Below are 24,423 nucleotides of genomic sequence, written 5' to 3' on the forward strand. Positions count from 1 at the left end.
GGCGCGATATAAATTATAAAGAGAGGAAGAGAACAGTGAATAAATCTCAACTGATTGACAAAATTGCTGCTGGTGCTGATATTTCTAAAGCTGCAGCTGGACGTGCGTTAGATGCATTAATTGCTTCTGTTACTGAATCTCTGCAGGCTGGGGACGACGTTGCACTGGTAGGCTTCGGTACTTTTGCTGTTAAAGAGCGTGCTGCCCGTACTGGCCGCAACCCTCAGACCGGTAAAGAGATCACCATTGCTGCTGCTAAAGTGCCGGGTTTCCGTGCAGGTAAAGCGCTGAAAGACGCAGTAAACTGATTGCTTTCCCGTTTCAGGGAAGCCGGATAGTACAAGGGCGCATCGTTTGATGTGCCTTTTTTGTTTGTCCAGACCTGATTTGTGCGAGTTTATGCGAGTTGTGGGCTGACAATCGCCCCGTTTTCTTGTCACAATACGCCTTTACGCGCGACGGGCAGGATTTTCCGTCAGCGTCAGGTAACCAGTCACCTACAGCGGAGTGTTGTTACACCATGATGGACAGCTTACGCACGGCTGCTAACAGTCTCGTGCTCAAGATTATTTTCGGTATCATTATCGTGTCGTTCATATTGACCGGCGTGAGCAGTTACCTTATTGGCGGTGGCGCGAACTATGCCGCAAAAGTGAATGGCCAGGAAATCAGCCGTGGTCAGTTCGAGAATGCTTTTGCCGGTGAACGTAACCGTATGCAGCAACAGCTGGGCGACCAATTCTCTGAACTGGCGGCGAATGAAGGGTACATGAAAACCCTGCGCCAACAGACGCTGAACCGTCTTATCGACGAAGCGCTGCTGGATCAGTATGCCAAAAAGCTGGGCCTTGGCATCAGCGACGAGCAGGTGAAAAAAGCGATCTTCGCCACTCAGGCATTCCAGTCTAACGGTAAATTCGACAACGCGCGTTACAACAGCATCGTCAACCAGATGGGCATGACGGCGGATCAGTACGCGCAGGCGCTGCGTAACCAACTGACCACTCAGCAGCTTATCAATGCCGTTGTGGGCACCGATTTTATGCTCAAAGGTGAAACGGAAGAACTGGCTGCGCTGGTAGCACAGCAGCGCGTTGTCCGTGAAGCGACCATTGATGTGAACGCCCTGGCGGCGAAACAGCAGGTGAGCGACGCAGAGGTTAACGCCTGGTACGAGCAGAATAAAAACGCCTTTGTTTCTCCGGAGCAGTTCCGCGTCAGCTACATCAAACTGGATGCAGCTGCGCTGCAGGAAAGCGCGTCTGACGCGGAGATCCAGTCTTACTACGACCAGCATCAGGATCAGTTCACTCAGCCGCAGCGTAACCGCTACAGCGTGATTCAGACCAAAACTGAAGCAGATGCTAAGGCGGTACTGGATGAACTGAACAAAGGCGCTGATTTCGCCACCATTGCGAAAGCGAAATCTACCGATATCATCTCTGCGAAAAACGGCGGTGATATGGGCTGGCTGGAAGACGCAACCACGCCGGACGAACTGAAAAATGCCGGCCTGAAAGAGAAAGGCCAGCTGTCTGGTGTGATTAAATCATCCGTTGGTTTCCTGGTCGTGCGTCTGGACGACATCATCGCGGCGAAAACCAAGCCGCTGGCTGAGGTTCGTGATGATATCGCTGCGAAGGTGAAACAGGGAAAAGCCCTGGATGCCTACTACGCGCTGCAGCAGAAAGTGAGCGATGCTGCCAGCAACGACAACGAATCTCTGGCAGGTGCAGAGCAGGCAGCGGGTGTGAAGGCGGTTGAGACGGGCTGGTTTGGTCGCGACAACCTGCCGGAAGAGCTGAACTTTAAGCCGGTTTCTGATGCCATCTTTAACGGTGGTCTGGTGGGCGAGAACGGTACGCCGGGCAGCAACTCTGACATCATTACCGTCGACGGCGATCGTGCGTTTGTTCTGCGCGTCAGCGAGCACAAGCCAGAAGCGGTCAAACCGCTGGCGGAAGTGAAGGATCAGGTCGTCGCTCAGGTTAAGCACAACAAAGCGGAACAGCAGGCGAAACTGGATGCTGAGAAGATTCTGTCTGACCTGAAAGCGGGTAAACAGGACGCGCTGAAAGCGGCTGGCCTGAGCTTCGGTGAGGCGAAAACGCTGAGCCGTACCGGTCAGGACCCAATCAGCCAGGCTGCGTTTGGCCTGACACTGCCGTCAAAAGACAAGCCAAGCTTCGGCACCACCACCGATATGCAGGGTAATGTTGTTCTGCTGGCACTGGACGAAGTGAAAGCCGGCACCCTGCCAGAAGCGCAGAAGAAGGCGATGGTTCAGGGCATTACTCAGAACAATGCTCAGATTGCTTTCGAAGCCATGATGAGCAACCTGCGTAAAGAAGCCAAAATTAAGCTGGGCGATGTCATGACTCAGCAGCAATAATTACGTGTCTGCTCGCAGATTTTCGTAACGCTCTGCAAAAACTAAAGGCCGCTTTCGCGGCCTTTTCCATTTCTGCAATCTGCTGTTTGTGCCTGTTTTCTCCGGGAGCTATCGTTGCGTGGCTGTCAACAAACAAGGAGATAACAGCATGAAATGTGGAATCAAAGCACTGTTAATTACGCTGGCTATTGCCACCACCGGGACGAGCGCGGGCGCGCTGGCGGCGACGCCCGCCGCCAAACCACAGACCACGCAGAGCAAATCTGATGCGGCCGCGCCGGTGCAGGGGCAAACCAAAGCGGCTGACGCCGTTAAAAATACGGATGATGACGGTACGCGGGTCAGCATTAACTCGGCCTCGGCAGAGGATCTCGCCCGCGCAATGAACGGTGTCGGCCTGAAAAAAGCGCAGGCCATCGTCAGCTACCGCGAAGAGTATGGCCCTTTCAAAACGGTCGATGATCTCAAGCAGGTCCCGGGCATGGGCAGCGCGCTGGTTGAGCGCAACCTCTCACACCTGACACTGTAATAACGCAATTTCTTGCACTGCGGCAAAAGTTTGCCAGGATAAAGAGGTCATACCAGTTATGACCTCTGATCCTATAACAATGTAAGGCTATTGCGCTATGCAGACAAAAATCAAAGTACGCGGTTTCCATCTTGATGTTTACCAGCACGTTAACAACGCCCGCTATCTCGAATTTCTTGAAGAAGCGCGCTGGGACGGACTAGAGAACAGCGAAAGCTTTCAGTGGCTGACCGCGCACAACATCGCTTTCGTGGTCGTCAATATCAACATCAACTACCGCCGCCCGGCCGTGCTGGGCGATGTGCTCACCGTGACCAGCCAGGTACAACAGCTAAACGGCAAGAGCGGCGTGTTAAGCCAGGTGGTGACGCTCGATCCAGAAGGGCAGGTAGTGGCTGATGCGCTGATTACCTTTGTCTGTATCGATCTGAAAACTCAGAAAGCGCTGCCGCTGGAAGGGGAGCTGCGGGAAAAGCTGGAGCTGATGATCGCTTAGAAAATTTGTCTTTTATAAAAGACAAAAGGATTTTTCAGGGATAGAATAATGGACAGGGACTACGTTGTTGAACGTTACCGGACCCGTGACGGGAAAGTGCCGTTTGAGGAGTGGGTAGCGAAGATGAAGCGAAAGGATCCAGAATTGGTGTTTCGGATCCTTCTGCGAATTGACCGTGCTGAGAAAGGGAATTTCGGTGATTACCGATATCTCAGAGAGGGTATCTGGGAATTGAAAATGGATTGTGGTCCCGGTTATCGAATCTATTTTGCAGTAGAGCATCGGGAGATCCTATTGTTGCTGATCGGCGGTGACAAAAAGAGCCAAAAGACTGATGTGAAACTGGCAATAGATTACTGGAATGATCATCAAAAGGATAAATCCGATGAGCAAAAGCGAACGAAAATTCTCTAGCTCCGTCAGTCACGATGAAGCTGTTGTTAAGATGCTGCGTGAAAATCCCTCCTATGCTCAGTTGTATCTGCAAATTGCACTGGAGGAAATTTATGAAGACCAGGGGATCCCAGCCTATTTGATTGCGCTCAGACGCGTCATCGAAGCCCGTGGCGGCATAGGTGAAATCTCTGCCAAAGCCGGTCTTTCCCGCCAGCAGCTATATCGAACCTTATCAGACAACGGCAACCCAACGCTGACTACGCTAATGAAGGTGACCCGTGCTGCCGGGGTAAAACTGTTCGACAGCACGGTGAGGTAGCCTTATTTCAGCCCGGTTTTTTGCTTCATTGCCGCCATTACGCCGACTTTATCAGCCAGGTAGTGGTTCAGTCCGTTAGCGCGCAGATTACAGGCGGCGCACTGCCCGCAACCGTCGCCTTTGATACCGTTATAGCAGGTGAGGGTTTCGCTGCGAACTAAATCCAGCTTGCCCCAGTAGTCGGCCAGCGCCCAGGTTTCGGCTTTATCCAGCCACATGAGCGGGGTTTCAAAGCGCGTCTCTTTTGCCATCCCCAGATTGACGGCGTGGTTGAGCGCTTTTACAAACTCATCACGGCAGTCCGGATATCCTGAGAAGTCGGTCTCGCATACGCCCGTAATTACCGCTTCGGCTTTTACCTGATAGGCGTAAATTGCCGTCAGGGTCAGGAACAGAATATTACGGCCCGGCACGAAGGTGTTCGGAATGCCGCTGGCATCGGGTTTGTAGTCCGGTACAGGAATACTGTCCCGGGTGAGGCTGCTGACTGCCAGTTCATTTAACAGCGTAACGTCCAGCACCTTGTGCGCGCGTGCCCCCAGTTTCAGGGCAAGTTCACGGGCAACGTCGATTTCAGCGCGGTGACGCTGGCCATAATCGAAAGTCACACAGTGAACTTCATCATACTGATGAAGGGCCTGAACCAGGCAGGTTGTAGAGTCTTGTCCTCCGCTGAACACGACGACGGCACGTTTCATAAATCATCTCGACTGTTACGGTAAAAACGTTATGTTACCGTCTGGCTACGGCGGCGACCAGCTTCTTCACGATTTGGGGGCGGGTAGCCAGGCTTCGGTAAAATCAAACCAGCCGCGGGTGTTGAGGCGTATGCCGTTGACCCCTGGCGGGGCGCTGATTTGATATTGATAGTTAAAAAGCGGCGTCAGCACCGCATTCTCCATCAGGCGGTTGAAAATGTCTTCCAGACCGGCGTGTCGGTCCCGAGCTTCGGCCTGCGACTGCACCGCATCCAGCGTGGCTTGCAAATGAGCGTAGGCCGGTGCGCTTAACACGTGCGGCCACAGTGCATCGCAGCGCAGCCACTGCTCAAGCGTATACGCTGGCGCTTCGCCAATCAGCCTGTCCCCCATCATGATATCTGCATCGGCAAGCTGCTGGCATCCGTCCCACGTCTTGGCGTCGTGGAAGACGACGGTCAGTTCACAACCCTGTCGCGCCAGGTACGTTTTTAACTGGCTGGCCATGGTGTGAAGCTCAACGGGAAGATGGTAAACCAGCGTCAGCGACTCGGGCAGGGCAACGTCCGTTAAATCAGGCCATTCGGGAATTGTCCAGCCGGGAAGCAGTTCCTGAGTGGGCGTAATGAGCCCTTCATTGAGCGGAAGCGTGTGCAGAAGTCTGGAGAGATGGATGATATTGATAAGCCGCTTTGCCTGGAGCTCACTCAGACGCGCGCTCTGTTTCAGCGTGAGGTAACAGAAGCCCAGACTGGTACTGCTGCTGACCAGCCTCAGGGTTTCCAGCTCATCGGCCTCGCCAATCGCAATTTGCACCGGGTGACGACAGCTGGTACCCAGCCTGTAATCAAACAGCTGGGGAGTGATCCAGTATTCGATGGCTTTAAGCAGCGGATGGCTCAGGTGGTACTGCTCATGGCTTTCCAGACGAACCAGGTCGGGCTCAAAGGCGGCCAGCCGGAAGGGACCGCAGCCAACCGCAGGATGGTCGGGATGCGCCAGACGACTGCAGTAGGTTGCCAGCCTGTGCGCCAGCCAATAGTCCGGTTGATGCAGCACAAACGTCAGACACTGTGGATGCGTTGTTTCGATACGTAAGACGCTCCGAAACAGGGTGCGCAGGGCGGGAAGCGTCAACAGCGCGGTCAGGCTTCGCTGGAGTTGCGCCGTTTCTATTTTATCGCCGTTATGCCAGTGCAGCGTGGAGCGAATATAGAAATGCCAGCGCAGCCCGTCAGCAGAGACCTCCCAGTGATGCGCCAGATCGCCCGTAGGTTCACTGCTGTTGCCGTTAAAACGCGTCAAACCTGAGAATACCTGTCCCGCCAGATGCTGCTCCGCCCGGCCAGGCAAGAAGCCCGGCTGAAGCGGCTCCAGCGAGCGATAGTAGGGGATGCGCAGCGTCGGCGTGTCGTTTTGCCATTGCCCGCCTAAAAACGGATGCAGCAACGATCTCAGCGCGTCAGGCGCAAGCTGCGCCAGCTCCAAAGCGTTATGCTGCTGCCCGCTCTTCAGTGCCTCTTCCATCATCGCATTGCGCAGTGACTCCGGGCTGGCATGGAACGTCAGCTCACCGCGCTTGCCGCGACCAGACCGCGCGCGCCAGCTGAGCCAGCCCGCCTCCTGAGCCTGGCGCAGCAGGGTGCGGACATGCCTCTCGCTACAAAAACAGCGGCTTGCAAGCTCGCTTACGGTTACGAGCTGCGGAGCGCCGGCGGAAGGTTGCCACAGGCGCTGATACTGATTAAGACGGTTAAGCTGGCGCATAAGAAACCCGGAACAATAATTTTCATCTATTCACTATTACTTCCGTATATCTCACACGATACTGATGCACAAGTTAATCGCATCACATTTCAGGAGTAAACATGGCCCGGCTCGCTGCATTTGATATGGACGGTACGTTGTTAATGCCGAATCACCGTCTGGGGGAGAAAACGCTGAGTACCCTCAAGCGCCTGCGCGAGCGTGATGTCACCCTGACGTTTGCTACGGGTCGCCACGTGCTGGAGATGCGTCATTTGCTGGGCGCGTTTTCCCTGGATGCGTTTTTAATCACCGGCAACGGGACGCGCATTCACACCGTTGAAGGGGAGGTGCTGCACCGCCAGGATCTCAACCCGGAAGTGGCGGACATCGTGCTGCACAGTACCTGGGACACGCGGGCCAGTATCCACGTCTTTAACGATCAAGGCTGGTTTACCGGAAGTGAAATCCCCGAATTATTGCACGCGCATGTTTATAGCGGCTTCAAATACCAGCTTATCGATCTGCGTCGGATCCCCGCCCACGCGGTGACCAAGATCTGCTTCTGTGGCGATCACGACGATCTTTGTCGCTTACGGATTCAACTGAATGAGGCGCTTGGCGACCGGGCGCACCTGACCTTCTCGGCGGTAGATTGTCTGGAAGTGCTGCCGGTGGGCTGTAACAAAGGTTCCGCCCTGGCGGTACTGAGCGACCACCTGGGCTTAACGCTGCAGGATTGTATGGCGTTTGGCGACGCCATGAATGACCGCGAAATGCTGGGCAGCGTGGGGCGCGGTTTGATTATGGGGAACGCGATGCCGCAGCTGATCGCAGAGCTTCCTCATCTGCCGGTTATCGGACACTGCGGTAACGAAGCGGTGTCCCATTTTTTGACGCATTGGCTGGACAACAATAACCTCCCATATTCCCCCGAATAGTGAGACCCTTCCAGCAAGCCAGACTTCGGTCTGGCTTTTTTTTATTTCAGCAGCTGCGCAATCTGCGCTTTCCACGGGGTGATGTCGCCGATGTTGGCCTGTACCCACTCCGCATTGTAGTAGGTTTCAAGATAGCGCTCTCCGCTGTCGCACAGCAGCGTGACGATGGAGCCGGTACGGCCTTCCTCGCGCATGCGTGCCGCAAGCTGCAGTGCGCCCCACATGTTGGTGCCCGTTGATGCACCAACCTTGCGGCCGAGCTGCGTCTCCAGCCAGTGCGCGGTGGCGATGCTGGCAGCGTCCGGCACGCGAAGCATTTCGTCCACCACATCCGGGATGAACGACGGTTCCACGCGCGGGCGCCCAATCCCTTCAATTTTACTGCCCACCGGGCTGCGCAGGCCGGCATCGCGGCTTTGCCAGTAGTCGAGGAAGACGGAGTTCTGCGGGTCAACCACCATCAGCTGGGTATCGTAGCCCTGACAGCGGATGTAACGTCCGATAGTGGCTGACGTGCCGCCGGTACCGGCGCTCATCACAATGTACGACGGAACCGGATGCGGCTCGTGGGTCATCTGGCGGAAAATACTGTCGGCAATGTTGTTATTGCCGCGCCAGTCCGTTGCGCGCTCGGCGAAGGTGAACTGGTCCATATAGTGGCCGTTTAGCTCGCGGGCCAGCATTTCAGAGGCGGCGTAGATTTCGCAGGCGCTTTCCACAAAGTGGCAGCGTCCGCCGTAAAATTCGATCTGCTCGATTTTACGTTTTGCGGTGCAGGAGGGCATCACGGCGATAAACGGCAGGCCCAGCAGGCGGGCAAAATAGGCTTCGGACACCGCCGTTGAACCAGATGAGGATTCAATGATGGTGGTGCCTTCTTTAATCCAGCCGTTACATAAACCGTATAAAAACAGGGAGCGCGCCAGGCGATGCTTCAGGCTACCGGTAGGATGGGTACTTTCATCCTTCAGGTAGAGCTGAATACCGTCAAATCCCGGCAGGGAAAGGCGAATCAGGTGCGTATCCGCCGAGCGCTGATAGTCGGCATTGATTTCACTGATGGCATGTTTAACCCAGGTGCTATTCATCGTAGTTATCCGTTTGTCATTTTGTGCCCAGCATAGCGAAAAGCACAGAAAAAATTGTTGCTATCTGGCCTTTAAAATAGAATGAAGGGAGAAAAATTTTCTCTGTGAGGTGGGTATGCTAGATAAAATTGACCGCAAGCTCCTTTCATTGCTGCAAAGTGACTGTACCCTCTCTTTGCAGGCGCTGGCAGATGCCGTTAATCTGACCACCACACCGTGCTGGAAGCGCCTAAAAAAGCTGGAAGATGACGGTATTCTGCTGGGCCGCGTCGCGTTACTCGATCCTGAAAAACTGGGGCTTGGGCTGACGGCATTTGTGCTGATAAAAACTCAACACCACAGCAGCGAGTGGTATTGCCGCTTCGTCACTCAGGTATCTGAGATGCCCGAGGTGCTCGGCTTCTGGCGTATGGCCGGCGAGTACGATTACCTGATGCGCGTCCAGGTGGCTGACATGAAGCGCTATGATGACTTCTACAAGAGGCTGGTGAACAGCGTCCCGGGCTTGTCGGACGTCACCTCAAGCTTCGCCATGGAACAGATAAAGTACACCACAGCATTACCCATTGAATAACTTCGTAAAATACCTTCAGGAACAAACCGCGTGCGATTATTTGCCCAATTAAGCTGGTACTTTCGTCGGGAGTGGCAACGCTACCTCGGTGCAGTCGCCCTGCTTATTATCATTGCCATTTTGCAGCTGATCCCGCCGAAGGTGGTGGGCTACGTCGTGGATGGCGTCACTGAACAGCATTACACCACCGCACGGGTGTTGATGTGGGTCGGCACGCTGGTGCTGACGGCGGTCATTGTTTATCTCCTGCGCTACGTCTGGCGCGTGCTGCTTTTTGGTGCGTCCTATCAGCTGGCCGTTGAGCTGCGCGAAGATTTTTACCGCCAGCTGAGCCGACAGCATCCTGAGTTTTATCTCCGCCACCGCACCGGGGATCTTATCGCTCGCGCGACTAACGACGTCGATCGCGTGGTCTTTGCCGCCGGGGAAGGGGTGCTGACGCTGGTGGACTCGCTGGTGATGGGCTGCGCGGTGCTGATCGTCATGTCCACGCAGATCAGCTGGCAGTTGACCCTGCTGGCGCTTCTGCCGATGCCGCTGATGGCGCTGGCGATCAATCGCTACGGCGAACAGCTGCACGAGCGCTTCAAGCTGGCGCAGGCGGCGTTTTCATCTCTGAACGATCGCACCCAGGAGAGCATGACCAGCATCCGCATGATCAAAGCGTTTGGCCTGGAGGACAGGCAGTCCGCGCTGTTTGCCGCCGATGCGGCGGACACGGGGACGAAGAACATGCGCGTCGCGCGTATCGACGCCCGGTTTGACCCGACGATTTATATCGCAATCGGCATGGCAAACCTGCTTGCCATTGGCGGCGGGAGCTGGATGGTGGTGCAGGGCACGCTGACCCTGGGGCAATTAACCAGCTTTGCGATGTATCTGGGGTTAATGATCTGGCCGATGCTGGCGCTGGCCTGGATGTTTAACATTGTTGAGCGCGGCAGCGCCGCCTACAGCCGCATTCGCGCCATGCTGGCCGAAGCCCCGGTGGTCAATGACGGCAGCGAAGCGGTGCCGGAAGGGCGCGGCGTCATGAACGTCGACGTTCGTAAATTTGTCTATCCGCAAACGGAACATCCGGTGCTGGAAAACGTTAGCTTTACGCTGCAGCCGGGCCAGATGCTGGGCATCTGCGGCCCAACGGGGTCCGGTAAAAGTACCGTTCTCTCTCTGCTGCAGCGCCACTTTGACGTCACCGAGGGCGATATTCGTTTCCATGATATCTCCCTGACGAACCTGCTGCTGGACGAGTGGCGCGGTCGCCTGGCGGTCGTCAGCCAGACGCCGTTTTTATTTTCGGACACCGTGGCGAATAACATTGCTCTTGGTCATCCGTCGGCGACGCAGGAAGAGATCGAACACGTGGCGCGCTTAGCCAGCGTACATGACGATATTTTGCGCCTGCCGCAGGGCTATGAAACGGAAGTCGGGGAACGTGGCGTCATGCTCTCCGGCGGGCAGAAACAGCGGATCTCGATTGCCCGCGCGCTGCTGCTGAATGCTGAAATCTTGATCCTGGACGATGCGCTTTCCGCCGTGGACGGCCGTACCGAGCATCAGATTCTGCATAACCTGCGCCAGTGGGGCGACGGCCGCACGGTGATTATCTGCGCCCACCGTTTGTCAGCGCTCACTGAGGCCAGCGAAATTCTGGTCTTACAGCACGGGCACATTGCCCAGCGTGGGCAGCATGAAGCCCTTGTCGAACAGCCGGGCTGGTACCGCGATATGTATCGCTATCAACAGCTTGAGGCGGCGCTGGACGATGCGCCGGGACAGGATGAGGAGGCCGCCAATGCGTAAGCTCGGAACGATGTGGCCGACGCTCAAACGTCTGCTGGCTTACGGCTCGCCGTGGCGTAAACCGCTCTCCGTGGCCGTGCTTTTACTCTGGATTGCGGCGATTGCTGAGGTGAGCGGCCCGCTGCTCATCAGCTATTTTATCGACAACATGGTCGCCAAAAGCTATCTGCCGCTGGGGCTGGTAGCGGGCTTAGGCGTGGCCTACGTTGGCCTGCAGCTGGCGGCGGCAGGGCTGCACTATGCGCAGTCGCTGCTGTTTAACCGTGCAGCCGTGGGCGTCGTTCAGCAGCTGCGCACGGATGTGATGGACGCGGCGCTGCGCCAGCCGCTCAGCGAGTTTGATATCCAGCCGGTCGGGCAGGTGATTTCGCGCGTGACCAACGATACCGAGGTGATCCGCGATCTGTACGTCACCGTGGTCGCGACGGTGTTACGCAGCGCGGCGCTGATTGGCGCGATGCTGGTGGCGATGTTCAGCCTCGACTGGCGCATGGCGCTGGTGGCGATTACCATCTTCCCGGCGGTGCTGATCGTGATGGTGATCTACCAGCGATACAGCACGCCGATTGTGCGCCGGGTTCGCGCCTATCTGGCCGACATCAACGATGGTTTCAACGAAGTGATTAACGGCATGAGCGTCATCCAGCAGTTCCGCCAGCAGGCCCGCTTTGGCGAGCGGATGGGGGAAGCCAGCCGTTCGCACTACATGGCGCGTATGCAGACGCTGCGCCTGGACGGTTTCCTGCTCCGTCCGCTGCTCAGCCTTTTCTCTGCTCTGGTACTCTGCGGGCTGCTGATGCTCTTTGGGCTGAGCTCTAGCGGTACGATTGAAGTCGGCGTGCTGTACGCCTTTATTAGCTATCTCGGACGTCTTAACGAGCCGCTGATCGAGCTCACTACCCAGCAATCGATGCTGCAGCAGGCGGTCGTCGCCGGTGAGCGAGTGTTTGAGCTGATGGACAGACCGCGCCAGGCCTACGGCAATGATGAGCGACCTCTGCAAAGCGGGGATATTGCCTTTGATAACGTCTCGTTTGCCTATCGCGAAGACCGGCTGGTGTTGCAGGACATTACGCTGGATGTTCCGTCGCGCGGTTTTGTTGCGCTGGTAGGGCATACGGGCAGCGGCAAGAGCACGCTTGCCAGCCTGTTGATGGGCTACTACCCGGTCACGCAAGGCGAAATTCGCCTCGACGGACGCCCGCTCGCGTCTCTCAGCCACAACGTGTTGCGTAAAGGCGTCGCGATGGTGCAGCAGGATCCGGTCGTTCTGGCCGATACCTTCTACGCCAACGTGACCCTGGGGCGGGACTATACCCAGGAGCAGGTCTGGGACGTGCTGGAAAAAGTGCAGCTGGCAGAACTGGCGCGCGGGTTTAGCGATGGGATCAATACGAAGCTGGGCGAGCAGGGGAACAACCTCTCCGTGGGGCAAAAGCAGCTTCTCGCGCTGGCGCGGGTGCTGATCGAAACCCCGCAGGTGCTGATTCTGGATGAAGCGACGGCCAGCATTGACTCCGGCACCGAGCAGGCCATCCAGCAGGCGCTGGCCGCCGTGCGCGATCATACGACTCTGGTGGTGATTGCCCACCGCCTTTCCACCATTGTCGATGCCGATACCATTCTGGTGCTGCACCGGGGACAAGCCGTGGAACGCGGCACGCACCGTGAACTGCTGGAAGCTAAAGGACGCTACTGGCAGATGTACCAGCTTCAGCTTGCGGGCGAAGAGCTGGCCGCCAGCGTGCGTGATGAAGAGTCGCTCAGCGCCTGATGCACCAAAACAAAGCAACGCGCTAACAGTCATTCCTGTTGGTGCAATACTGAAACGCACCGTGCACCGACATGGTGCGTTTTTTTTCGCCGGTTCGTTAATGAAGACGGCGTAACGCTCGTCGCACCGCTTTCCCCCCTCGTTTTCATTTCTGGCACACCCCTTGCAATACCTTCTGCGTGAGCTGCGGCCATTACCGAATTCTGACTGGAGGGGATCTATGAAGCTGGTTACGGTGGTAATCAAACCATTCAAACTCGAAGACGTGCGTGAAGCGTTGTCTTCAATGGGTATTCAGGGACTGACTGTCACCGAAGTGAAAGGCTTTGGTCGTCAGAAGGGTCATGCCGAGCTTTACCGCGGGGCGGAATACAGCGTTAACTTTCTGCCAAAAGTAAAAATTGATGTCGCGATTGCTGACGATCAGCTTGATGAAGTGATTGATGTGATTAGCAAAGCGGCCTACACCGGCAAAATTGGCGACGGCAAAATTTTCGTTGCCGAACTGCAGCGCGTCATTCGCATTCGTACCGGCGAATCTGACGAAGCGGCACTGTAAATAACGCCTGGCACACAGTGATAGGGATCAAGAAAATGAAGATAGCAACACTTAAAACGGGTCTGGGTTCGCTGGCACTGCTGCCGGGCCTGGCGCTGGCTGCCCCTGCCGTGGCTGACAAGGCCGATAACGCCTTTATGATGATCAGCACCGCGCTGGTACTGTTCATGTCTATCCCGGGCATTGCGCTGTTCTACGGCGGCCTGATCCGCGGCAAAAACGTTCTCTCCATGCTGACGCAGGTTGCCGTGACGTTCGCGCTGGTCTGCGTGCTGTGGGTGGTTTACGGCTACTCGCTGGCCTTCGGCACCGGCAACGCCTTCTTTGGTAACTTCGACTGGGTGATGCTGAAAAATATTGAGTTGACCGCGCTGATGGGCAGTTTCTATCAGTATATTCACGTTGCGTTCCAGGGCTCGTTCGCCTGCATTACCGTCGGGCTGATCGTTGGCGCGCTGGCGGAGCGCATTCGTTTCTCTGCCGTCCTGATCTTTGTGGTGGTCTGGCTGACCCTCTCCTATGTGCCGATTGCGCACATGGTCTGGGGCGGTGGTCTGCTGGCAACGCACGGCGCGCTGGACTTCGCGGGCGGTACCGTTGTACACATCAACGCCGCGGTAGCGGGTCTGGTGGGGGCGTACCTGATTGGCAAACGAGTGGGCTTCGGTAAAGAAGCGTTCAAACCGCACAACCTGCCGATGGTGTTTACCGGTACGGCTATCCTTTACTTTGGCTGGTTTGGCTTCAACGCCGGTTCCGCCAGTGCAGCAAACGAAATCGCCGCGCTGGCCTTCGTGAACACCGTTGTGGCCACGGCGGGTGCGATCCTCTCCTGGGTATTCGGCGAGTGGGCGGTACGCGGTAAACCTTCCCTGCTGGGTGCCTGTTCAGGTGCGATTGCCGGTCTGGTTGGTATCACCCCTGCGTGTGGTTATGTCGGCGTAGGCGGTGCGCTGCTGGTGGGTCTGGTCGCGGGTCTTGCGGGTCTGTGGGGCGTTACCGCACTGAAACGTGTGCTGCGCGTTGACGACCCATGCGATGTATTTGGCGTGCACGGCGTGTGCGGCATCGTCGGCTGTATCATGACCGGTATCTTTGCCGCGAAATCGCTCGGTGGCGTGGGCTACGCAGAAGGCGTGACGATGGTTCATCAGGTGCTGGTGCAGCTGGAAAGTATTGCTATCACCGTGGTGTGGTCTGCCGTTGTCGCTTTCATCGGCTATAAGCTGGCGGATATGACGGTTGGTCTGCGCGTACCGGAAGAGCAGGAGCGCGAAGGTCTGGACGTCAACAGCCACGGCGAGAATGCGTATAACGCCTAATAAACAGAAAAACGGTAACCTTTGGTTGCCGTTTTTAGTGTGTATTCCCTCTCCCTGTGGGAGAGGGGCAGGGTGAGGGCATCAGGCCGCACAAGGTAAAAGCAAAACGGTAACCTTTGGTTACCGTTTTTAGTGTGTATTCCCTCTCCCTGTGGGAGAGGGGCAGGGTGAGGGCATCAGGCCGCACAAGGTAAAAGCAAAACGGTAACCTTTGGTTACCGTTTTTAATGTGTATTCCCTCTCCCTGTGGGAGAGGGGCAGGGTGAGGGCATCAGGCCGCACAACATCAACCGCGATTACGCATTACCCCTTCCTGCACCGTAGAAGCGACCAGCACGCCGTCCTGAGTATAAAACTCTCCACGCACAAACCCGCGAGCGCTCGACGCTGAGGTACTCTCCACGCTGTAAAGCAGCCACTCGTTCATATTGAACGGACGATGGAACCACATGGAGTGATCGATGGTCGCGACCTGCATCCCTTTTTCAAGGAAGCCAACGCCGTGCGGCTGTAGCGCAACCGGCAGGAAGTTGAAGTCTGACGCGTAGCCCAGCAGATACTGATGCACGCGGAAATCTTCCGGCACGGTACCGTTGGCGCGGATCCAGACCTGGCGTTTCGGCTCGGCGGTATGGCCTTTCATTGGGTTATGGAACTCAACCGGGCGGATCTCCAGCGGCTTATCGCAGAGAAACTTCTCTTTAACCTGCGGCGGAAGCAGATGCGCCAGCGCGCGGGCGATATCGGTCTCTGACTTAAGTTCGTCAGGCGACGGTGCTGGCGGCATCACTTTCTGATGCTCATACCCCGGCTCCGGTGCCTGGAAAGAGGCGGTCATATAAAAGATCGGCTTACCGTTCTGAACGGCCGCCACGCGGCGAGCGCTGAAGCTGTTGCCGTCTCGCAGAACTTCAACGTCATACACGATCGGTTTAGCACTGTCGCCAGGGCGTAAGAAATAGCTGTGGAATGAGTGCACCAGACGGTCTGCAGGGACAGTCTCCTTTGCAGCGTACAATGCTTGTCCGACGACTTGCCCGCCGAACACCTGACGTAAGCCCAGGTCTTCGCTCTGTCCGCGAAAGAGTCCTTCCTCAATTTTTTCCAGATTCAGTAATGTCAGCAGATTGTTCAGTGCCTGACTCATAGTTGCCCTCAGTAAACGCCGCAGCGAAAGATAGGCAGAGTATAACGCAGAAATGAAAGTGGTCCGATGGGTAGAATAATCTGAATGTCGGTACGTTTTTAGGCATTAATCGGTGATCTGTGCCACACTTAAAAACGTTATGTGATTGAAACGACATCGGATGGGATCGATCCCGCTGGTGCATTGATGATAAGGAGACTTCAATGAAACTCGTGCCCATGCTAAGTGGTGTAGCTATTGCGGTGGCGTTGTCCGCCTGTACCGGTAAGAGCGCCCAGGTGCCGGTGCCAGCTGCAGATCCGAACGGGATTAATACCCTTTCACAGCAATCCATTCAGCAGCCTAACGTTTCCGGTACAATCTGGATTAAACAGAGAGTCGCGCTGCCGCCGGATGCGGTATTAACGGTAACGCTGTCTGATGCTTCCCTGGCCGACGCACCGTCGAAAGTTCTGGCCCAGCGTGCGGTCCGTACTGAAGGTAAGCAGGCTCCGTTTAGCTTCGTGTTGCCGTATAACCCGTCAGACGTGCAGCCGAATGCCCGTATCCTGCTGAGCGCAGCGGTAACCATCAACGGCAAGCTTGTCTTTATCACCGATACGGTTCAGGAAGCGATTAATCACGGTGGAACCAAAATTGACCTGAATCTGGTACCGGTGCAGCAAACCGAAGTCCCGGTTGCTCCACAGACCAATCAGCCGTCCCTGCCAACCCCACCGACTCAGATGTAATTGTTGCTATTACCCTCTCCTTCGGGGGAGGGTTTAATACACCCAGCGGTACTTCTGTAGATCAATCTGTCCTGCTCCTGACACCTGCACACCCTCTGAAAGTAATGCCTGACGCTGACGCTGGAGATCCGGCCCGGTTAACGAGATGGCGCCATGACGGTTCACCACCCTGTGCCAGGGCAGCGTACTCCCTTCCGGCAGCCGCTTCAGAACGCCTCCAACCTGTCGCGCCGCGCGGGGAGAACCGGCCAGCCGTGCGACATCACCGTAAGTGGTGACGTAGCCTTCCGGAATCGAGGCCACGATTTGCCATACGCGCTGTGGAAAGGAGTCGTGTTCGTCCATACCTTCACCTGTAGGGTTGTCTGGACCGTCATGGTAAACGAAGATCGTCGTGTTTGCTGCGTCTGTTTGCGCAAGAAACCAGCATCCGGTTTGTGGTCGCTTGCAATTGAGGCTTTGCGCAGGGATAATGCGCCAGCGCGTTGGTTATCAACGCTCTCAATGGGGGCTCTGTTGGTTCTCCCGCAACGCTACTCTGTTCACCAGGTCAGGTCCGGAAGGAAGCAGCCAGGGCAGACGACGTGGGTGCCGGGATGTAGCTGGCAGGGCCCCCACCCATTTCTGGCCTCATCCGATCTTTCCTGTTTCCGTCTCTTTTTAGCCTTTATTCCACAAAAATAGAATGCCTATACCATGTAATATATATTTCATCGCTTTGAAATATTATTGTCATAAACCTGTAATAATAGACTGGCATTTTATAATTGGACGTCTATTTTTCGTCAAAACTCAAAAAAATATAGAACTGGATAACAGTGATAACTTCGTGTATTAAATAAAGTACTTATTCCGAAGGGAAGTGACAAACATGGCTACTGCAGTTTTAAATGTTAAAATTGACGAAGCGCTAAAAGAAAGACTCCGCCACTATGCGGAAGTAAATAACGAGAATTTAAGCGTGACCACAGAGAAACTGCTGCTGCTGGCGTTTGAAGCAGTAGAAGAGGCGGGAGTATCGGAAGAGGATATTGATAATCAGCATACGGAAGAAGAGAGTGTTTCTCCTTTTACTCCTAAAGAAATCAAGGCGCTACGTAAACTTCTGAAGAAGAGAAAATGAAACAACAACTGTCAACTGCCAGTGACTACAACGAGGCCTGCGATCTGTTGCGTTCAGGCTACGTGAAGCATGTACGTCTTGGCTGGAATGTTGGAAGCGATGAGTTCTTTCGTATTGCGTCTGACTGGTGTGATACTGGTGCAAAAATAAAGAAAGACGGTGATAACTTCGTTATTTCATTGAAAGGCTTCCCGATTCCTCCTCAACACTAAATCACTGACCAGTGAAAACTGCTGACTGCATATATTACAGTCAGCAGTTTTTATTTTATGATCCAGTTCAAAATTTGAATATTAAACCAGGCTGCGTTTGACTGCTGGCGTATTTGAATTTAGCGCGATCCATAATGGTTTAATCCGCAGTAACGCCGCTTCCAGCTCCGCTGGCTCCAGCGAAAAGGGCATACGTAAAAAGCGATCAAACGCCCCCGATAAGCCAAACCGCGTCCCGGTTCCCAGGTTAATCCCGATGATTTCTGCCCGTGCGGCAAGCTGTGTCCCCATCATGCCTGGAAGCTCAATCCAGTAAGAGAGCCCGCCTTCCGCCTCATGGAACTTCCACTCCGGGAAATGTTCTCGCAGCAGGTCACTGCAGCGATCGCGGCGTTCCGCCAGCATCTTGCGGCGAGCGGGAAGAAAACGTTCGCTGTTGTCGATAAGCCACAGCGTCGCCAGCTGCTCCAGCAGCGGCGAGCCTAGATCCAGCGTATCGCGCGTCTGGGTAAGGGTGGCGATGGTGCGCGAGGAGGCGCGGATCCAGCCAAGACGCAGACCGCCCCAGAAGCTTTTTCCGGTAGAGCCTAACGTAATTACGTTGGCCTGTGGGTTAAACGATGCCAGCGGTGGTGGCGGAGGCGAATCAAACCAGAGATCGACCATTGTTTCATCCACGACCAGCGCCGTGCGGGTTTGGGCAGCAATATCGGCGATAGCCTGACGGGTGGCGATATCCATACATCGCCCGGTTGGGTTGTGAAAATCTGGCATCAGATAGGCCAGGCGCGGCGCCGTCTGGGCAAGCGTTGCGGCAAAGCCATCCGTATCCCAGCCGGTTTCCGGCAGCGACACCCCGACAGGCCGACACTGCGCCCCCTGAATGGCGGCAATCGCCAGCGGATAGGTGGGATGATCGACCACGACGCGGTCCCCCGGCCCGGTCATCATCCGCAGCACCAGCGCAAACCCGCTGACGGCACCGTTGACCACCATCACCTCGTCTGCGCGGGTAGGCAGACCCCGCGCGGTATAGCGTGCCGCAATCGCCTCACGCAGGGCAGGAAGCCCAAGCTGATCGTAGCCCGTCAGCGAGAGGTGCTGGGTAATGGCCGTGAGCGCATGGGTGTAAGCCTGGTGGATCTCCGGTCCGGCATTGAGGGCGGCAGTGGAGAGATCCAGGGCGGCGCTCGCCGCTGAAAGGGTGGGAACGGCGCGCGCATTCGGGAGTATGACGCGCGACCCGCTGCCGTGGCGGCTTTCAAGGTATCCCTCTTCACGCAGGTGGGTGAGGGCGCTGCTGACGGTGGTTCTGCTCACGTTCAGCGCCGCGGCCAGTTCCCGTTCGCCCGGCAGGCGTGTGTGCAGCGCCAGCCGGCCATCAAGGATTAACAGGCGCAGCGCGTCAGCCAGCTGGCGCCAGAGCGGCGTGCGGGATGAGGTTTGCTGCCAGTGCCCTAAAAGGCGCACCAAAGACTGGCTTCCGAAGCGGCGTGATGACATATGCAGTCCACTATTTAAAAACTGGACATTAATCTTAGTGCCATTTTGGGTCAGGATGAAAGTCGGGTTCACTGGAGAAGATAAAAAATGGTACGTCGTCTGCTACAACTTTATGTCGGTTTAGGGCTGTATGGGCTTTCAACCGCGATGTTTATTCGCGCCGATCTGGGGGTCGATCCGTGGGATGTGTTTCATCTTGGCGTGGGAATTCAGCTGGGTATGAGCATCGGGACGGTGATCATTTTGACCGGTGCTGCGGTGCTGCTGCTGTGGATCCCACTGCGTCAGATGCCCGGTCTTGGCACGATCAGCAACGTAATTTGTATTGGTCTGGCGGCGGACGCCAGTATGGCGCTGCTCCCCGAACTGAGTTCGTTACCCGTGCGCATCGCTTTCCTGGTGTCGGGCATCGTGATGAACGCGATTGCCACCAGCATGTACATCGGCGCCGGTTTTGGGCCTGGCCCGCGCGACGGCCTGATGACCGGCATTCATGCCCGGCTGGGATGGTCCATTCGCAGCGTGCGTACCTCCATCGAAGTGTCCGTCCTGCTGATTGGGTGCGTGCTGGGGGGCTCGTTTGGGGTGGGGACCGTAGTGTACGCTCTGACCATTGGCCCGCTTATTCAGCTCTGCTTGCCCTGGTTCCGCCAGAAGCCGCGCGGTGAGAAAATACCGCAGCCGGAGCGGGTTGTTTGATTTGCGAAGCGCTCACATGCTTTAACGGCATTGCTGTGCCAGAATAGACGCTTCGAAAATAGCGATGCCGGAACGCATGAAAGCAATCACACTCTATGATGTTGCCCTCCTTGCGGGGGTTTCTTATCAGACCGTTTCCCGCGTGATTAACGACGCGGAGCACGTCTCTGCCCGCACGCGTGAAAAGGTGCAGCAGGCGATGGCGGAGCTGCATTACGTCCCCAACCTGCGGGCGCAGCAGCTGGCGGGTAAACGCACCCGTACTCTGGGCCTCATCACCACCGATCTGGCGCTGCATGCGCCCTCGCAAATTGTGTCGGCGGTAAAATCCCGGGCTGCAGAGCAGGGGGCGAGCGTCCTGATTTCCATGGTGGAGCAGCCTCATCAGTGCCAGGCCGCGCTTCAGGCGCTGCTGGCGCAGCGGGTAGACGCGCTGCTGGTAAATGTGCCGCTTGACGATCCGCTCGCCGAAGAGCTCATGGCGCTGGCGACGCCTGTACCGGTGCTGTTCCTCGACGTGTCGCCGTCAGCACAGGTAAATAGCCTCGTGTTTAACGCCGGGGAAGGGGCGCGCCTGGGCGTTGAACATCTGCTTTCGCTGGGGCATCGGCATATTGCCCTGCTGAGCGGGCCGGAAAGCTCGGTTTCCGCGCGCGCGCGTCTGGCGGGGTGGAAAGCAACGCTGGCACAGGCAGGTCTTGACGCGGTTGCGGTAGCTTACGGTGACTGGAGCGCGGCCAGCGGCTATGAGAAGGGACACGTGCTGCTCTCGGGGGCGGTATTACCGGATGCCATTCTGGTGGCGAACGATCAGATGGCGCTTGGGGTGATGCGCGCCTGTGCGGAAAAAGGGATCGCTGTTCCCGGTCAGATATCGGTGGTCGGGTTTGACGATACGGCCGACAGCGCCTGGTTTTCCCCACCGCTGACGACCATTCGTCAGGCGTTTCGCGAGGCGGGCGAGCGCAGCGTGCAGTGGTTGCTGGACCCCTCCGGGGACGAGGAATGCTGGCAGGTTCAGCTGCCGGTGACGCTGGTTACCCGCCACTCCAGCGCGCGCCGCACCCCGAAGCAGGTCGAACGAGAGGATCTGGCGCAGCAGCTCAGAAGCCTGGCACTCCTTGCCGAGCAGCTTGCCCGCAAATAAAACTTTGTGATCGGACTCGCTACCCCGTGATTCAACGCTTTACCGTCGCCGGGCGCCAGGGCATGTTAACCAAAATTGTGAGCGCTTCGCAAAGAGGTTAATATGCCCAACACTTTATCGCTGACTCTCAGCGCCATTCTGGCCCGACGGGACTGGGAAAACCCGGGCGTCACCCAGTGGAACCGTCTGGAGGCACATGCGCCGTTACACAGCTGGCGTCTTGAACAGCCTGCCCAGGATGATGCTGCATCCGCCAGCAGGCGCTCCCTCAATGGGGTGTGGCGATTTAACTACTTTACTGCACCCGAGCAAATCCCGGAGGCATGGATAACCGAAGATTGCGCAGACGCCGTTGCGATGCCCGTGCCGTCGAACTGGCAGATGCAGGGGTTTGATACGCCAATCTACACCAACGTCACCTATCCCATCCCCGTTAATCCCCCTTTTGTGCCGCAAGAAAACCCAACCGGTTGTTACTCGCTCACATTCAATGTGGATGACGCGTGGCTTCAGAGTGGGCAGACCCGCATCATCTTCGACGGCGTGAACTCGGCGTTCCATCTGTGGTGCAACGGTCAGTGGATGGGCTATTCCCAGGACAGCCGATTGCCCGCTGAATTTGACCTCTCGGCGGCATTACGCCCCGGGAAGAACCGCCTGGCGGTCATGGTGTTACGCTGGTGCGACGGCAGCTATCTGGAAGATCAGGACATGTGGCGCATGAGCGGCATTTTCCGCGACGTGACGCTGCTGCATAAACCCGAAACGCAGATTGCTGATTATCACGTGGTGACGGATCTGAATGCGGAGCTGGACCGCGCGGTGCTGAAGGCTGAAGTCGCGCTGGCAGGGACTGGCTTTGCAGACTGCGAGGTGGTCTTTACCCTGTGGCGCAGGGGTGAAAAATGCGCCAGCTTTTCCCGGCGTCCGGGGTCTGACATTGTGGACGAGCGCGGCAGCTGGGCCGAGCGCTTAACGGTGGCGATCCCCGTCGACCACCCCGCGCTCTGGAGCGCTGAAACGCCGGAACTGTATCGTCTGACGATAGCGCTCCTCAACCCGCGGGGTGAGGTGCTGGAGGTTGAGGCCTGCGATGTGGGCTTCCGCCGCGTTGACATCAGCAACGGCCTGCTGAAGCTTAACGGTAAACCGCTGCTGATCCGCGGGGTTAACCGGCACGAGCATCACCCGGAAAACGGTCAGGTGATGGACGAAGCGACCATGCGTCGTGATATCGAAATCATGAAGCAGCACAACTTCAATGCCGTGCGCTGCTCCCACTATCCGAACCATCCCATGTGGTACCGGCTTTGCGACCGCTACGGGCTGTACGTCATTGACGAAGCCAATATCGAAACGCACGGCATGGTGCCGATGAGCCGCCTGGCTGACGATCCGCGCTGGCTGCCCGCCATGAGCGAGCGCGTTATCCGCATGGTGCAGCGCGATCGTAATCACCCCTCAATTATCATCTGGTCCCTGGGCAACGAGTCCGGCCACGGCGCGAATCACGATGCGCTGTACCGCTGGCTGAAAGCCACCGATCCAACGCGGCCTGTACAGTACGAAGGCGGTGGGGCCAATACGGCGGCGACCGACATTGTCTGCCCGATGTACGCTCGGGTCGATTGGGATCAGCCCTTCCCGGCGGTGCCTAAATGGTCAATCAAGAAATGGATCGGCATGCCGGACGAGACGCGTCCGCTGATCCTCTGCGAATACGCCCACGCGATGGGAAACAGCTTTGGTGGGTTCGCGAAATACTGGCAGGCGTTTCGCAGCCATCCTCGCCTGCAGGGTGGGTTTGTCTGGGACTGGGTCGATCAGGCTCTGACGAAGCAAGACGAAGAGGGCAACGCGTTCTGGGCGTACGGCGGAGACTTTGGCGATCAGCCGAACGATCGACAGTTCTGCCTCAATGGACTGGTATTCCCCGATCGCACGCCGCACCCGGCGCTGTACGAAGCCCAGCGCGCCCAGCAGTTCTTTACCTTTACGCTGGTCAGCACCTCTCCGCTGGCGATCGAGGTGCAAAGCGGCTATCTGTTCCGTCACAGCGATAATGAAGTGCTGAGGTGGACGGTTGCCCGGGACGGGGACGTGCTCGCTGCGGGCGAGGTGACGCTGGCGATGGCGCCGGAAGGTATCCAGCGTCTGGAGTTCGACCTGCCGGAGCTGAAGGACGGGCCGGGTGAAATCTGGCTGAACGTTGAGGTTCGCCAGCCGCGGGCAACGCCGTGGTCACCGGCAGGCCATCGCTGCGCGTGGGAGCAGTGGCCGCTTCCGGCTCCACTCTTTATTGCTCCGCCAGCTCCGGCGGGCGAGCCGCCGGTGTTAACGCAAAGCGCTCGCATCCTGGAGATCGCCCATCGCCAACAGCGCTGGCAGTTCGATCGCGCCTCCGGATACCTGACTCAATGGTGGCGAAATGGCGTTGAAACGCTGCTTTCCCCCGTGTCGGATAACGTCTGCCGCGCGCCGCTGGACAACGACATTGGCGTGAGCGAAGCGACGCGCATCGATCCGAACGCGTGGGTGGAACGCTGGAAAGCGGCGGGCATGTACGATCTCACCTCGCGCGTTCTGCACTGTGAGGCAGAGCAGCACGCAGGCGAAGTGGTGGTGAGAACTCAGCATGTCCTGGAGCATCGCGGCAAGGCGCTGTTCCTGAGTCGTAAAGTCTGGCGGATAGACGAGCAGGGGGTTCTGCATGGCGATATTCAGGTCGATATGGCGTCTGATATACCTGAACCTGCGCGCATTGGCCTGAGCGTTCATCTCGCTGAAGCGCCGGAAAAGGTTGACTGGCTGGGGCTGGGGCCGCATGAAAACTACCCGGACAGAAAGCTGGCGGCGCAGCAGGGGCGCTGGGTATTGCCCCTGGAGGCCATGCACACGCCGTATATCTTCCCGACGGAAAACGGTTTGCGCTGCGATACCCGGAAGCTTCTGCTGGGACCGCACCAGCTGAACGGCCGGTTCCATTTCTCGGTGAGCCGCTACGGCCAGCAGCAGCTTCGTGAGACAACCCATCATCATCTGCTGCGGGAAGAGCCAGGGTGCTGGCTCAACCTCGATGCGTTCCATATGGGCGTGGGCGGCGATGACTCCTGGAGCCCCAGCGTCTCGCCGGAATTCATCCTGCAGACGCGCCAGCTTCGTTATACCTTTAGCTGGCAGCAGAACCCTTAACTGACCATTCAGATGCGGTCACATGGCGTGGC

The 24,423-nt window shown here is 57.0% G+C and carries 24 protein-coding genes and 1 other RNA gene; 19 read left to right on the forward strand and 6 right to left on the reverse strand.

Translation table 11 applies throughout. The features are described 5' to 3' along the window. The first annotated feature begins 35 nt into the window (after positions 1–35). From hupB to HBM95_05285, 6 genes are all read left to right on the forward strand, one after another. Positions 36–308: a DNA-binding protein HU-beta gene (gene hupB, locus HBM95_05260; GenBank protein NIH42347.1), complete on the forward strand. Its 273-nt coding sequence runs from the start codon at positions 36–38 to the stop codon at positions 306–308. Between the two features lie 212 nt (positions 309–520). After that, positions 521–2,392, forward strand: a complete 1,872-nt coding sequence (ppiD, locus tag HBM95_05265) for a peptidylprolyl isomerase (GenBank protein NIH42348.1) — start codon at positions 521–523, stop codon at positions 2,390–2,392. Between the two features lie 148 nt (positions 2,393–2,540). Then, positions 2,541–2,921, forward strand: a complete 381-nt coding sequence (locus HBM95_05270) for a competence protein ComEA (GenBank protein NIH42349.1) — start codon at positions 2,541–2,543, stop codon at positions 2,919–2,921. A 97-nt stretch (positions 2,922–3,018) separates the two neighbouring features. After that, positions 3,019–3,417: a YbgC/FadM family acyl-CoA thioesterase gene (locus HBM95_05275; protein NIH42350.1), complete on the forward strand. Its 399-nt coding sequence runs from the start codon at positions 3,019–3,021 to the stop codon at positions 3,415–3,417. Between the two features lie 48 nt (positions 3,418–3,465). Continuing rightward, positions 3,466–3,831, forward strand: a complete 366-nt coding sequence (locus HBM95_05280) for an addiction module killer protein (protein ID NIH42351.1) — start codon at positions 3,466–3,468, stop codon at positions 3,829–3,831. Beyond that, a complete protein-coding gene (locus tag HBM95_05285) occupies positions 3,803–4,132 on the forward strand; it encodes a DNA-binding protein (protein ID NIH42352.1) in 330 nt (109 codons plus the stop codon). The genes HBM95_05280 and HBM95_05285 overlap by 29 nt, the downstream gene beginning before the upstream one ends. A gap of 2 nt (positions 4,133–4,134) precedes the next feature. Here HBM95_05285 and queC read toward each other — a convergent pair whose 3' ends face one another. Beyond that, entirely contained in the window at positions 4,135–4,830 is a 696-nt protein-coding gene (gene queC / locus HBM95_05290; protein NIH42353.1) for a 7-cyano-7-deazaguanine synthase QueC, read from the reverse strand. A 66-nt stretch (positions 4,831–4,896) separates the two neighbouring features. Next, a complete protein-coding gene (locus tag HBM95_05295) occupies positions 4,897–6,597 on the reverse strand; it encodes an SgrR family transcriptional regulator (protein NIH42354.1) in 1,701 nt (566 codons plus the stop codon). 101 nt (positions 6,598–6,698) lie between these two features. Between HBM95_05295 and cof the strand changes: the two genes are divergently transcribed. Continuing rightward, positions 6,699–7,517: an HMP-PP phosphatase gene (gene cof, locus HBM95_05300; protein ID NIH42355.1), complete on the forward strand. Its 819-nt coding sequence runs from the start codon at positions 6,699–6,701 to the stop codon at positions 7,515–7,517. Between the two features lie 41 nt (positions 7,518–7,558). On the opposite strand, the gene HBM95_05305 is transcribed toward cof, so the two are convergent. After that, positions 7,559–8,605, reverse strand: coding sequence for a PLP-dependent cysteine synthase family protein (locus tag HBM95_05305; protein ID NIH42356.1), 1,047 nt, complete (start codon positions 8,603–8,605; stop codon positions 7,559–7,561). Positions 8,606–8,720: 115 nt separating this feature from the next. Between HBM95_05305 and HBM95_05310 the strand changes: the two genes are divergently transcribed. The 5 genes from HBM95_05310 (at position 8,721) to amtB (ending at position 14,637) form a co-directional block, all read left to right on the forward strand. Next, positions 8,721–9,179, forward strand: a complete 459-nt coding sequence (locus tag HBM95_05310) for an Lrp/AsnC family transcriptional regulator (protein ID NIH42357.1) — start codon at positions 8,721–8,723, stop codon at positions 9,177–9,179. 30 nt (positions 9,180–9,209) lie between these two features. Further along, entirely contained in the window at positions 9,210–10,982 is a 1,773-nt protein-coding gene (locus HBM95_05315) for a SmdA family multidrug ABC transporter permease/ATP-binding protein (GenBank protein NIH42358.1), read from the forward strand. Beyond that, positions 10,975–12,756: a SmdB family multidrug efflux ABC transporter permease/ATP-binding protein gene (locus tag HBM95_05320; protein NIH42359.1), complete on the forward strand. Its 1,782-nt coding sequence runs from the start codon at positions 10,975–10,977 to the stop codon at positions 12,754–12,756. The genes HBM95_05315 and HBM95_05320 overlap by 8 nt, the downstream gene beginning before the upstream one ends. Before the next feature lie 220 nt (positions 12,757–12,976). After that, positions 12,977–13,315 (forward strand): P-II family nitrogen regulator, encoded by a 339-nt coding sequence (gene glnK, locus HBM95_05325; GenBank protein NIH42360.1) that lies wholly within the window; start codon positions 12,977–12,979, stop codon positions 13,313–13,315. Between the two features lie 35 nt (positions 13,316–13,350). Then, entirely contained in the window at positions 13,351–14,637 is a 1,287-nt protein-coding gene (gene amtB, locus HBM95_05330; GenBank protein ID NIH42361.1) for an ammonium transporter AmtB, read from the forward strand. Between the two features lie 286 nt (positions 14,638–14,923). Here the strand turns inward: amtB and tesB are convergent, their stop codons facing one another. Continuing rightward, the gene (gene tesB, locus HBM95_05335; protein ID NIH42362.1) at positions 14,924–15,784 is read right to left on the reverse strand and encodes an acyl-CoA thioesterase II; all 861 of its coding nucleotides are present in this window, start codon (positions 15,782–15,784) and stop codon (positions 14,924–14,926) included. Between the two features lie 203 nt (positions 15,785–15,987). On the opposite strand from tesB, the gene HBM95_05340 reads away from it, so the two are divergent. Further along, positions 15,988–16,515 carry a glycoprotein-polysaccharide metabolism protein gene (locus HBM95_05340; GenBank protein NIH42363.1) on the forward strand — a complete coding sequence of 176 codons (528 nt, stop codon included), beginning with the start codon at positions 15,988–15,990 and terminating at the stop codon, positions 16,513–16,515. Positions 16,516–16,548: 33 nt separating this feature from the next. Here the strand turns inward: HBM95_05340 and HBM95_05345 are convergent, their stop codons facing one another. Then, the gene (locus HBM95_05345) at positions 16,549–16,860 is read right to left on the reverse strand and encodes an MGMT family protein (protein NIH42364.1); all 312 of its coding nucleotides are present in this window, start codon (positions 16,858–16,860) and stop codon (positions 16,549–16,551) included. A 169-nt stretch (positions 16,861–17,029) separates the two neighbouring features. On the opposite strand from HBM95_05345, the gene ffs reads away from it, so the two are divergent. From ffs to HBM95_05360, 3 genes are all read left to right on the forward strand, one after another. Next, positions 17,030–17,126: signal recognition particle sRNA small type (gene ffs / locus HBM95_05350), an RNA gene on the forward strand. Positions 17,127–17,386: 260 nt separating this feature from the next. Continuing rightward, a complete protein-coding gene (locus HBM95_05355; protein NIH42365.1) occupies positions 17,387–17,638 on the forward strand; it encodes a hypothetical protein in 252 nt (83 codons plus the stop codon). Then, complete coding sequence (locus HBM95_05360; protein ID NIH42366.1) at positions 17,635–17,850, forward strand: hypothetical protein; 216 nt, start codon at positions 17,635–17,637, stop codon at positions 17,848–17,850. The genes HBM95_05355 and HBM95_05360 overlap by 4 nt, the downstream gene beginning before the upstream one ends. 81 nt (positions 17,851–17,931) lie before the next feature. On the opposite strand, the gene HBM95_05365 is transcribed toward HBM95_05360, so the two are convergent. Continuing rightward, positions 17,932–19,353, reverse strand: coding sequence for a PLP-dependent aminotransferase family protein (locus tag HBM95_05365; protein ID NIH42367.1), 1,422 nt, complete (start codon positions 19,351–19,353; stop codon positions 17,932–17,934). Positions 19,354–19,440: 87 nt separating this feature from the next. Here HBM95_05365 and HBM95_05370 point away from each other — a divergent pair, with 87 nt between their 5' ends. The 3 genes from HBM95_05370 to HBM95_05380 all read left to right on the forward strand — a co-directional run bounded on the left by HBM95_05370 (position 19,441) and on the right by HBM95_05380 (position 24,391). Next, entirely contained in the window at positions 19,441–20,052 is a 612-nt protein-coding gene (locus HBM95_05370) for a hypothetical protein (protein NIH42368.1), read from the forward strand. A gap of 76 nt (positions 20,053–20,128) precedes the next feature. Beyond that, on the forward strand, positions 20,129–21,199 hold the full coding sequence (locus HBM95_05375; protein NIH42369.1) for a substrate-binding domain-containing protein: 1,071 nt from the start codon (positions 20,129–20,131) through the stop codon (positions 21,197–21,199). Positions 21,200–21,301: 102 nt separating this feature from the next. Next, positions 21,302–24,391 (forward strand): beta-galactosidase, encoded by a 3,090-nt coding sequence (locus HBM95_05380; protein ID NIH42370.1) that lies wholly within the window; start codon positions 21,302–21,304, stop codon positions 24,389–24,391. Positions 24,392–24,423 lie beyond the last annotated feature (32 nt).

Origin of the sequence: Enterobacter asburiae (assembly GCA_011754535.1) — a bacterium.
GTDB classification, from domain to species: domain Bacteria; phylum Pseudomonadota; class Gammaproteobacteria; order Enterobacterales; family Enterobacteriaceae; genus Enterobacter; species Enterobacter cloacae_N.